We start from the raw sequence: 11,064 nt of genomic DNA, 5'->3' as shown, positions 1-11,064 counted from the left end.
CAGAAGTGAAACGCCGTAGCGCCGATGGTAGTGTGGGGTCTCCCCATGCGAGAGTAGGGAACTGCCAGGCATCAAATAAAGTGAAGAAGCCCATCCTGCCGGATGGGCTTTTTTGCGTCTGTGTGAAATGAACGTATTTTGTAGGCCTGATAAGCGCAGCGCATCAGGCACATTGCGGCTCCGTGGTTATCTTCTTACCCATTGCATAACAAAATCAGCAATTTGCTGTATATCATTAATATCTAATGATGGAACATCCACAGGTAACGGAACATCACTGGCAACCGCGATAACAAACTCATCCATCGCCAACTCTTCAGAACTATGCCCGCAGCCCTCGCGAAAAAGCAGGATCTTCGCAACAGGTTCATGCTTAAATCCCTCAACCAGTACCATATCCAACGTCGAAGCATCCATCCTGCTTACCAGATACACTAAATCCAGTTCGGGTTCTTCCGGTGTTTCTACCATTAACGCCCAACGTTGCTGACTGGCGACCAGTGTTTGTGCCGCCCCTGCCTTGCGCAGCTCATAGCTATCTTTGCCGGGCTTGTCGATATCCATATTATGGTGAGTATGCTTAATCAATCCGGGTCTAATACCTCTGGCGCGCAGCTCAGGGATCAGTTTCCTTAGCAGCGTGGTTTTTCCCGTACCGCTCCATGCCGCAATGGCAAGTAATGGGATCATGATTTTTCCTGCCATTTTGCGAGTTCTTCAGGTGTGTTCACGTTTACGAATGCATCTTTATGATGGCTGAAATCGACGGCATGACCGCCAGCCTGACGCATAAAAGCCATGACGCGTCGTTCACCTGACTGAAGATAATCCTGTAGCAAGGGCTGCAAGGAACGGTGCATCAGGGCAATGGTCGGGTGATCTCTTTCCCCATCATGCACCCAGACGATTGGTGCAGCTTTGCGCTGCTCTTTTAAACGAGAGACCAGATCGTGAGGAATATAGGGCATATCGCACGGGCAGAACAAAAACCAGTCTCCCGCTTGCTGCAGGAATACCGACAGCATCCCGGCCAGTGGGCCAGGGAAATCGGCCAGGGCATCGGGAATCACTTTCAGGCCGCTTTGTTGGTAGATATCCCGGTGGCGATTGGCATTAACGACTACGGTTTCGACCTGCAAAGCGAGGGTATCGGCTACATGCCGCCAAAGCGGTTTACCGTCCAGCTCAAGCAAACCTTTATCCGTTCCGCCCATCCGTCTGGCCTTACCGCCCGCCAGCACAACCCCTGTTATTGCACTATCCAGAATCACTGATATCGCCTCTTTTAATGTGGGATTGACCCTGCTAACGTATCCGTATTGAGCCTAAGGAGCACAACCATGAAATGTAAACGCCTGAATGAAGTTATTGAACTCCTCCAGCCAGCCTGGCAGAAAGAACCCGATCTTAACCTGATGCAATTTTTACAGAAACTGGCGCAAGAGTCAGGTTTTGACGGTGAACTGGCGGATTTAACTGATGACATTCTGATCTATCACCTGAAAATGCGTGACTCGGCGAAAGACGCCGTCATCCCAGGTATTCAGAAAGATTATGAAGAAGATTTTAAAACAGCCCTTCTCCGCGCACGTGGCGTAATTAAAGAGTAAAAGCTTGTAATCGCCGCCACCGAAAGCGCTGCGAAATGATATCCTGAATCATTCGTAGTATTTTCCGGATGATGGGATGAACGACAACGCTTTTACTTTCCAGACGCTACACCCGGATACCATCATGGATGCGCTGTTTGAGCAGGGGATCCGGGTGGACTCCGGGCTTACCCCGCTTAACAGCTATGAAAACCGTGTCTATCAGTTTCAGGACGAAGACCGCAGACGCTTTGTCGTTAAGTTTTATCGCCCTGAGCGTTGGTCCGTCGATCAGATCCAGGAAGAGCACCAGTTTGCGCTGGAACTGGTGAGCGATGAAGTGCCGGTTGCTGCACCGCTGGTACTGAACGGCCAAACACTGTTAAGCCATCAGGGTTTTCATTATGCGATCTTCCCAAGCGTCGGCGGGCGCCAGTTTGAGGCAGATAACATCGATCAGATGGAGGCGGTTGGGCGCTATCTGGGGCGTATGCACCAGACTGGCGGCAAGCGTAATTTCGCTTTCCGTCCCACGATTGGCCTTGAAGAGTATCTGACCGAACCGCGTAAACTGTTTGAACAGGCCCAACTTATTCCTTCAGGGCAAAAAGCAGCCTTCCTGAAAGCAACGGATTCACTTATTACAGTAGTTTCCGAATGCTGGCATACGCGTTTTGCCACGTTACGCCTGCACGGTGATTGTCATGCCGGCAATATTCTGTGGCGTGACGGCCCAATGTTTGTCGATTTAGATGATGCCCGCAATGGTCCGGCTGTTCAGGATTTATGGATGCTCCTCAATGGTGATAAAGCTGAACAACGCATGCAGCTTGAAACCATTATCGAGGCTTATGAAGAGTTTAGTGAGTTCGACACGACAGAAATCGGACTGATCGAACCTTTACGTGCTATGCGTTTAGTTTATTATCTTGCATGGCTGATTCGACGTTGGGGTGACCCTGCGTTTCCAAAAAACTTCCCGTGGTTAACCGGGGAAGATTACTGGTATCGTCAGACCGCAACTTTTATTGAGCAGGCAAAAATTCTGCAAGAGCCCCCCTTACAATTAACGCCAATGTATTAATCGGAGAAACTTGAACATGAAAAAAATATGGCTGGCGCTGGCTGGTATGGTTTTAGCTTTTAGCGCATCTGCGGCGCAGTTCCAGGATGGCAAACAATACATCACTCTGGAAAAGCCTGTTGCGGGTGAACCGCAAGTGTTGGAGTTCTTCTCCTTCTACTGCCCGCATTGCTACCAGTTTGAAGAAGTGCTTCATGTGTCTGATAACGTGAAGAAAAAACTGCCGGAAGGCACCAAGATGACCAAATACCACGTCGAGTTTCTTGGGCCTTTGGGTAAAGATCTGACGCAGGCCTGGGCTGTTGCTATGGCACTTGGCGTTGAAGATAAGGTCACTGTTCCGCTGTTTGAAGCTGTGCAGAAAACCCAGACCGTTCAGTCTGTTGCAGATATCCGTAAAGTGTTTGTCGACGCGGGTATTAAAGGTGAAGACTACGATGCGGCATGGAACAGCTTTGTGGTGAAATCACTTGTGGCGCAGCAGGAAAAAGCGGCGGCTGATTTACAGCTGCAGGGCGTTCCGGCGATGTTCGTGAATGGTCAATACCAGGTAAACCCGCAAGGCATGGATACCAGCAGCATGGATATCTTTGTACAGCAGTATGCGGATACCGTGAAATTCCTGGTTAGTCAGAAGTAAAAGCGAAAGCCGGTCATTGACCGGCTTTTTTGTTTGTGGCTTTAATCGCATCTATTTGCGCGTCTTTCTCGCTCCAGAGCGTATTCAACCATAGCTGAAACCGACGCTTGAAACCTTTATCGTTCACGTAATCACCGTGCAACTCTTCTTGAATTTGCTCCAGGTTCACCCGCACGACAATACGCGTTAATTTACCGCTCAGCATATCGTAGAAAGGGCGGTTGCTATTTTCCGGGTAGCACAACGTGACGTTCAGCAACTTATCAAACTGCGACCCCAGCACATTCAATGCCATAGCGATACCGGCCGCCTTAGGTGGGAGCAGGTTTTGATAGGGGGAGCGGGTTTGCTCACGTTTCTCGTTAGTAAAGCGTGAACCTTCGACAAAATTTACGATAGTTGTCGGGTGTACGCGAAACTTCTCGCAGGAACGACGCGTTGTTTCCACATCTTTACCGCGCCGTTCCGGGTGACGGAGCAGATAGCCGCGTGAATAACGTTTCATAAACGGCATATCCAGCGCCCAGCAGGCCAGACCAATAAACGGCACCCAGGCCAGCTGTTGTTTGAGAAAATATTTATTCATCGGGATGTGCTTACGGAACAGAACGCAAAGCACAACGATATCGGCCCAGCTGTAATGATTACAAATGAGCAGATACCAGTTTTTTTTGCTAAGACCTTCCAGCCCTTCGACGTCCCACTTCAATCGTGGATTGAGGTGCAGAAGTAGCGCCAGACCTTCACACCAGCAATACATCATGAAATTACAGAAGATGGAAACCTTGCGCCAGACGACAGGAACAGGCAAAAGGAGTTTTACAACCCCGGCAAGGATGATCGGCACAGAACAAAAAATCGTGACCAATATGGTCAATACGATACTCAGCAACAGCGTTATCGCAGCGAGTATTCTTGTCATAATTAAATTATTCAAAAGGTTAGCCATAGACAGTGCGCTAAAGAGGCGCAAGGGGCTAATTTTATCAGAAAACGAACCAAATGATGGATCTTCCCTGAATAGAAAAAAAAGGAATATCTATCCACATCAGGAGACAAGCGATAAAAATGGGATAAAATGCTATAAGTTTCTTTAATTAACTGAAATATATGAAAAAATGTAATTGTTCAATAATTAACTTGCTATATTTAAAGCGCTGAAAATTATTTATTCACAAAGTTATCCACAGTTTGATTTGCGATCAAAGCAGAAGAACTGCAAAAGTTTTTCGACAAAAACGGCGAAAAACTCATGTTTTCATCCCGTCTGTGGCATCCTTTACCCATAATCTGATAAACAGGCACGGACATTATGGTTCAGATCCCAGAAAACCCACTTATCCTTGTAGATGGCTCATCTTACCTTTATCGCGCATATCACGCGTTTCCGCCGCTGACTAACAGCGCAGGAGAACCTACTGGTGCGATGTACGGTGTTCTCAACATGTTGCGTAGCTTGATTCTACAATATCAGCCGACCCATGCTGCTGTGGTATTCGACGCTAAGGGTAAAACCTTCCGTGATGAATTATTCGAGCATTACAAGTCACATCGTCCGCCAATGCCTGACGATCTGCGCGCGCAGATTGAACCTCTGCATGCGATGGTAAAAGCGATGGGGCTGCCATTACTGGCTGTTTCAGGCGTGGAAGCCGATGATGTTATCGGTACGCTGGCGCGTGAAGCGGAAAAGGTTGGTCGTCCGGTATTGATCAGTACCGGTGATAAAGACATGGCTCAGTTGGTGACTCCAAACATCACCCTGATCAACACCATGACTAATACGATCCTCGGCCCGGATGAAGTGGTGAATAAGTATGGTGTGCCGCCTGAGCTGATCATTGATTTCCTGGCGCTGATGGGCGACTCCTCCGATAACATTCCAGGCGTTCCTGGCGTGGGTGAGAAAACGGCTCAGGCTCTGCTTCAGGGGCTGGGTGGGCTGGATACCCTCTATGCAGAATCAGACAAGATCGCGGGGCTGACTTTCCGTGGCGCAAAAACCATGGCGGGCAAACTTGAGCAGAATAAAGAGGTGGCGTACCTCTCTTATCAATTAGCGACCATTAAAACGGATGTGGAACTGGAGTTAACCTGCGAGCAACTGGAAGTGAAGCAGCCCGCAACAGATGAACTGCTTGGTCTGTTTAAACAGTACGAATTTAAGCGTTGGGTTGCAGACGTAGAATCCGGTAAATGGCTACAGGCGAAAGGAACGAAGCCAGCGGCTAAACCGCAGGAAACAATCGTCGTCGAGGCTACGCCGGAAGAACCTGCGACGGCTCTTTCCTACGATAATTACGTGACGATTCTGGATGAAGCGACGCTGGAAGAGTGGATCGCGAAGCTGAAAAAAGCGCCCGTCTTAGCCTTTGATACAGAAACTGATAGCCTGGACAATATCTCCGCGAATCTGGTTGGACTGTCTTTTGCCATTGAACCGGGCGTGGCGGCGTATGTTCCTGTTGCCCATGACTACCTGGACGCCCCCGATCAGATCGCGCGCGACCGTGCGCTGGCGCTGCTAAAGCCGCTATTGGAAGATGAGAACGCGCACAAAGTCGGGCAAAACCTGAAGTACGATCGCGGCATCCTGGCGAATTATGGCATCGAGCTGCGCGGCATCACCTTTGACACCATGCTCGAATCCTACATTCTTAACAGCGTCGCTGGACGACACGATATGGACAGCCTGTCGGACCGCTGGCTGAAACATAAAACCATTACCTTTGAAGAGATTGCCGGAAAAGGCAAAAACCAGCTGACCTTTAACCAGATAGCGCTGGAAGAGGCCGGTCGTTACGCTGCGGAAGACGCCGACGTTACGCTACAGCTGCATCTGAAGATGTGGCCAGAATTGCAGCAGCATAAAGGGCCGCTGAACGTCTTTGAAAATATTGATATGCCGCTGGTGCCGGTTTTGTCTCGCGTTGAGCGCAACGGTGTGAAAATCGATCCGGCTGTTCTGCACAAGCATTCAGAAGAGCTGACGCTGCGTTTGAACGAGCTGGAGCAAAAAGCGCACGAGATTGCCGGCGAAGCGTTTAACCTCTCTTCCACCAAGCAACTGCAAACCATCCTGTTTGAAAAGCAGGGCATTAAGCCGCTGAAGAAAACGCCTGGCGGCGCGCCATCAACGTCGGAAGAGGTACTGGAAGAGCTTGCGTTGGATTACCCATTGCCGAAAGTGATCCTGGAATATCGCGGGTTAGCAAAACTGAAGTCGACCTATACGGACAAGCTTCCGTTGATGATTAACAAGAAAACCGGGCGCGTACATACCTCCTATCATCAGGCTGTTACCGCGACCGGGCGCTTGTCTTCAACGGATCCGAACCTGCAAAACATCCCGGTACGTAATGATGAAGGTCGTCGTATTCGCCAGGCGTTTATTGCACCGGAAGACTACGTGATTGTTTCCGCGGACTACTCGCAGATTGAACTACGTATCATGGCGCACCTCTCGCGTGATAAAGGCTTGCTTACCGCATTTGCCGAAGGGAAAGATATTCACCGCGCAACGGCCGCTGAAGTCTTTGGCTTACCGCTGGATTCAGTAACTAACGAACAACGCCGCAGCGCGAAAGCTATCAACTTTGGTCTGATCTACGGGATGAGCGCCTTTGGTCTTGCTCGCCAGTTAAATATTCCGCGCAAGGAAGCACAGAAGTACATGGATCTCTACTTCGAACGCTATCCTGGCGTGCTGGAATATATGGAACGCACGCGTGCACAGGCAAAAGAGCAGGGTTACGTTGAAACGCTGGAAGGTCGTCGCCTCTATTTGCCGGATATTAAATCCAGTAATGGCGCTCGTCGCGCGGGTGCTGAACGTGCCGCAATCAACGCCCCGATGCAAGGTACTGCCGCAGACATTATTAAGCGAGCCATGATAGCCGTAGACGGATGGCTGCAAACCGAGCAACCGCGCGTGCGCATGATCATGCAAGTTCACGATGAACTGGTGTTTGAAGTGCACAAAGATGACCTGGAAAGTGTGTCGAAAAAGATCCATCAACTGATGGAAAACGAGACCCAGATTGACGTGCCGCTATTAGTGGAAGTCGGTACTGGTGAAAACTGGGATCAGGCGCACTAAGGGGTGACTGAATAACGGCCTTTTTTCGTAACTAAGCAACATAAGATAGAACTTTTTGTGATGTCCATTAGAATTCCCTATGTAAGGAATGAAAAAAAATTACAAAAAGTGCTTTCTGAGCTGCTCAAAAAAGAGTAAAGTTATTCTCGTAGGGTACAGAGGTAAGATGTTCTATCTTTCAGACCTTTTACTTCACGTAATCGGATTTGGCTGAATATTTTAGCCGCCCCAGTCAGTAATGACTGGGGCGTTTTTTATTGTGCGCAAGAAAAGTTTCGCTCACGCCGTAGGCCGGATAAGACGCGCAGCGACGCCATCCGGCATAGCGGGAGATTATTCCCCGTCCTGAATCTCTTCAACCGGTGCCAGTTCACTAAACCAGCTATCCAGCTTCTGCCGCAGTTTGTCTACGCCCATTTTTTTCAGTGATGAAAAGGCTTCTACCTGCACATCGCCATTAAATGCCAGCACGGCTTCACGTACCATATTCAGTTGAGCTTTGCGCGCGCCGCTGGCCAGCTTGTCTGCTTTGGTCAGCAGCACCAGAACCTGAACGTTGCTCTCTACCGCCCATAGGATCATCTGCTGGTCCAGATCTTTAAGCGGGTGACGAATATCCATTAACACGACCAGGCCTTGCAGGCTCTGACGCTTTTCCAGATATTCCGCCAGTGCGCGCTGCCATTTGCGCTTCATCTCTTCCGGCACTTCGGCGTAACCATACCCCGGCAGGTCAACCAGACGTTTGCCGTCAACGACTTCAAACAGGTTGATGAGCTGAGTACGGCCCGGTGTTTTAGATGTACGCGCCAGACTCTTTTGATTAGTCAGGGTATTTAGCGCACTGGATTTGCCTGCGTTGGAACGGCCAGCAAAAGCCACTTCGATTCCGGTATCGGAAGGTAAGTGGCGAATATCAGGCGCACTCATCACAAAATGCGTCTGTTGATAATTCAAGTTAGTCAAAGCGGTCCTCTCCATCAATCAAGGCTTTGCAGCGATTATACCTGAACACCAGCAAAAGGCTGGTTTTTCGACGCGTAGCCAGTGTAAGCAAAAACCACTCACTTTGTGAGACATTGCCGATAGTATCTATACGAGATGACAGGGTAAAAAATGACATAGCCTAAATAAATCATATGGTTACGGTTAGGCAGTATTCTTAAAATCCGAAATTGTTACCTTGGTTACTTGTACGTTTAAGCCAAAACGGTAAAGTAGTGCCCATAGCGAGGAAGCTGACAGGATAGACGACTCAGGATGAGGGTCAGGAGCGCCAGGAGGCGAAGACACAGGATTGTCAGGAAGACAAACGTCCGGAGACGTTAGTAAAAGGAAATGGAAACAACACGGAATGTTTCAGGCTAAGGGAAAAACAGGGTGTGTTGATAGCCAACAGGGATAGTAGAGCCCGTAAGGGTTGAGAGTCAGGAAAAAAGGCGACAGATTACTCTGTCGCCTTTTTTCTTTATTTCTGCTAGATTCCGGCGCAAATATATACTGAATAAAAACAGCCAAAGACGAATCATGATGAAACCAACTTCTACACCACGCGGTAAAGGTCCTGCAAAAGCGCGTCGTAAAACACGCGAAGAAATTAACCAGGAAGCTCGCGACCGTAAGCGCCAGAAAAAACACCGTGGCCATGCGGCGGGTAGCCGTGCGTCCGGAAGCGATGGCGCATCTGGTGGCGGAAAGCAAAATAAGCAACAAGATCCTCGTATTGGCAGTAAAACCCCCATTCCATTGGGCGTGACCGAAAAAGTCACCAAACAGCACAAACCGAAGAGTGAGAAACCTATGCTTTCACCACAGGCTGAGTTGGATTTACTGGAAACGGATGAGCGCCTGGATGCGCTGTTGGAACGTCTTGAAGCAGGAGAAACCCTGAGTGCGGAGGATCAGACCTGGGTTGATGCCAAGCTGGATCGCATTGATGAGCTGATGCAAAAGCTGGGTCTCTCTTACGATGACGAGGAAGACGAGGAAGAAGAAGAAAAACAGGAAGACATGATGCGCCTGCTGAAAGGCGGCAACTAACGGTTTTACACCGTGGGTCTTCCCGTCCTGCTTATAACCCTTCCGGTTATATGTTATCTGGTGTGGTTATTCGTTAAACTACAGCGGTTGTCGCGGCGACAGAAGTGGCTGCGCAACCGGCTTATTACTCGCACAGGGGTTAAGCCGGTACGCCGTACCCGCCAGAGACGCCATCGGAAGGAGTGAGCATGTCAGAGCAGCTAATAGACTGGGACCTGGCCCTGATCCAGAAATATAACTATTCCGGGCCACGATATACCTCGTACCCAACCGCGCTGGAGTTTTCTGAAGACTACGGCGCCGAGGCGTTTTTAAACGCTGTGGCGCGTTACCCTGAGCGTCCGCTCTCGTTGTACGTTCACATCCCGTTCTGCCATAAACTGTGTTACTTCTGCGGCTGCAACAAGGTTGTGACGCGTCAGCAGCATAAAGCCGATCAATACCTCGATGTGTTAGAACAAGAGATCATTCATCGCGCACCGCTGTTTGCCGGACGCCATGTCAGCCAACTGCACTGGGGCGGCGGCACGCCAACGTACCTGAATAAAGCGCAAATCAGCCGTTTGATGTCGTTGCTGCGTGGCAACTTCAACTTTAATGCGGACGCGGAAATCTCGATCGAAGTTGATCCACGTGAAATTGAGCTGGATGTACTCGATCACTTACGTGCTGAAGGTTTTAATCGCCTGAGCATGGGCGTACAGGATTTCAATAAAGAAGTTCAGCGTCTGGTTAACCGTGAGCAGGATGAAGAATTTATCTTTGCGCTGCTGAATCATGCGCGGGAGATTGGCTTTACCTCGACGAACATCGATCTGATTTATGGCCTGCCAAAACAGACGCCGGAGAGCTTTGCCTTTACCCTGAAACGTGTGGCTGAGCTGAATCCAGACCGATTGAGCGTTTTTAACTACGCGCATTTGCCAACGCTGTTTGCTGCTCAGCGCAAAATCAAAGATGCCGATCTGCCCAGCGCGCAACAGAAGCTGGATATCCTGCAGGAGACCATCTCGTCACTGACCGAAACCGGTTATCAGTTCATTGGCATGGATCACTTTGCTCGCCCGGATGACGAACTGGCGATTGCTCAACGCAAAGGTGTGCTGCATCGTAATTTCCAGGGGTATACCACCCAAGGGGATACCGATCTTTTGGGGATGGGCGTATCGGCCATCAGTATGATTGGCGACAACTACGCGCAGAACCAAAAAGAGCTGAAGCGCTATTATCAGCAGGTAGACGAGCAGGGGAACGCGTTATGGCGTGGAATTGCGCTGACCCGCGATGACTGTATTCGTCGGGATGTGATTAAGCTGCTGATCTGCAACTTCCGCCTCGACTATGCCGCCGTGGAACAGCAATGGGATCTGAATTTTGCTGACTATTTTGCCGAAGACCTGAAACTGCTGGCGCCGCTGGCGAAGGATGGGCTGGTGGATGTGAATGAGAAGGGGATTCAGGTTACGCCTAAGGGCCGCCTGCTGATTCGGAATATTTGCATGTGCTTTGATGCCTATCTGCGCCAGAAAGCGCGGATGCAGCAGTTCTCACGCGTCATTTAGCCGGGTTGCCCGGTGGCGCTGCGCTTACCGGGCCTACGAAATATCAATAC

11 protein-coding genes and 1 pseudogene are annotated in these 11,064 nt (G+C 49.8%); 8 read left to right on the top strand and 4 right to left on the bottom strand.

What is annotated here, in order from left to right:
• Positions 1 to 186: 186 nt before the first annotated feature.
• Entirely contained in the window at positions 187 to 690 is a 504-nt protein-coding gene (gene mobB, locus OGV69_RS15465; RefSeq protein ID WP_069324904.1) for a molybdopterin-guanine dinucleotide biosynthesis protein MobB, read from the bottom strand.
• Positions 687 to 1,271 carry a molybdenum cofactor guanylyltransferase MobA gene (gene mobA / locus OGV69_RS15460; protein ID WP_069324903.1) on the bottom strand — a complete coding sequence of 195 codons (585 nt, stop codon included), beginning with the start codon at positions 1,269 to 1,271 and terminating at the stop codon, positions 687 to 689. Before mobA ends, mobB begins: the two co-directional genes overlap by 4 nt.
• 69 nt (positions 1,272 to 1,340) lie before the next feature.
• Here mobA and OGV69_RS15455 point away from each other — a divergent pair, with 69 nt between their 5' ends.
• The 3 genes from OGV69_RS15455 to dsbA all read left to right on the top strand — a co-directional run bounded on the left by OGV69_RS15455 (position 1,341) and on the right by dsbA (position 3,313).
• Positions 1,341 to 1,610 (top strand): YihD family protein, encoded by a 270-nt coding sequence (locus tag OGV69_RS15455; protein WP_003028616.1) that lies wholly within the window; start codon positions 1,341 to 1,343, stop codon positions 1,608 to 1,610.
• A 76-nt stretch (positions 1,611 to 1,686) separates the two neighbouring features.
• A complete protein-coding gene (locus OGV69_RS15450; RefSeq protein WP_069324902.1) occupies positions 1,687 to 2,673 on the top strand; it encodes a serine/threonine protein kinase in 987 nt (328 codons plus the stop codon).
• Positions 2,674 to 2,689: 16 nt separating this feature from the next.
• The gene (dsbA, locus tag OGV69_RS15445) at positions 2,690 to 3,313 is read left to right on the top strand and encodes a thiol:disulfide interchange protein DsbA (protein WP_069324901.1); all 624 of its coding nucleotides are present in this window, start codon (positions 2,690 to 2,692) and stop codon (positions 3,311 to 3,313) included.
• Between the two features lie 13 nt (positions 3,314 to 3,326).
• Here the strand turns inward: dsbA and yihG are convergent, their stop codons facing one another.
• Complete coding sequence (yihG, locus tag OGV69_RS15440; protein ID WP_069324900.1) at positions 3,327 to 4,262, bottom strand: 1-acylglycerol-3-phosphate O-acyltransferase, YihG family; 936 nt, start codon at positions 4,260 to 4,262, stop codon at positions 3,327 to 3,329.
• 363 nt (positions 4,263 to 4,625) lie between these two features.
• Between yihG and polA the strand changes: the two genes are divergently transcribed.
• Both polA and spfP read left to right on the top strand, forming a co-directional pair.
• On the top strand, positions 4,626 to 7,412 hold the full coding sequence (gene polA, locus OGV69_RS15435; RefSeq protein WP_069324899.1) for a DNA polymerase I: 2,787 nt from the start codon (positions 4,626 to 4,628) through the stop codon (positions 7,410 to 7,412).
• Positions 7,413 to 7,578: 166 nt separating this feature from the next.
• Positions 7,579 to 7,626 (top strand): small protein SpfP, encoded by a 48-nt coding sequence (gene spfP, locus OGV69_RS25360; RefSeq protein WP_071892919.1) that lies wholly within the window; start codon positions 7,579 to 7,581, stop codon positions 7,624 to 7,626.
• Positions 7,627 to 7,745: 119 nt separating this feature from the next.
• Here spfP and yihA read toward each other — a convergent pair whose 3' ends face one another.
• Positions 7,746 to 8,378, bottom strand: a complete 633-nt coding sequence (gene yihA / locus OGV69_RS15430; protein WP_069324898.1) for a ribosome biogenesis GTP-binding protein YihA/YsxC — start codon at positions 8,376 to 8,378, stop codon at positions 7,746 to 7,748.
• Between the two features lie 209 nt (positions 8,379 to 8,587).
• Here yihA and OGV69_RS15425 point away from each other — a divergent pair.
• The 3 genes and pseudogenes from OGV69_RS15425 to hemN all read left to right on the top strand — a co-directional run bounded on the left by OGV69_RS15425 (position 8,588) and on the right by hemN (position 11,014).
• A pseudogene (locus tag OGV69_RS15425) lies at positions 8,588 to 8,836 on the top strand (hypothetical protein).
• Positions 8,837 to 8,939: 103 nt separating this feature from the next.
• Entirely contained in the window at positions 8,940 to 9,452 is a 513-nt protein-coding gene (yihI, locus tag OGV69_RS15420) for a Der GTPase-activating protein YihI (RefSeq protein ID WP_038635839.1), read from the top strand.
• A gap of 188 nt (positions 9,453 to 9,640) precedes the next feature.
• Positions 9,641 to 11,014: an oxygen-independent coproporphyrinogen III oxidase gene (gene hemN / locus OGV69_RS15415; RefSeq protein WP_038635842.1), complete on the top strand. Its 1,374-nt coding sequence runs from the start codon at positions 9,641 to 9,643 to the stop codon at positions 11,012 to 11,014.
• Positions 11,015 to 11,064 lie beyond the last annotated feature (50 nt).

Source organism: Citrobacter sp. Cc139, from assembly GCF_030334645.1.
Lineage (GTDB): Bacteria > Pseudomonadota > Gammaproteobacteria > Enterobacterales > Enterobacteriaceae > Citrobacter > Citrobacter werkmanii.
The sequence above is the reverse complement of the archived record's forward strand: the minus strand, read 5'-3'. Positions and strand labels throughout refer to the sequence as shown.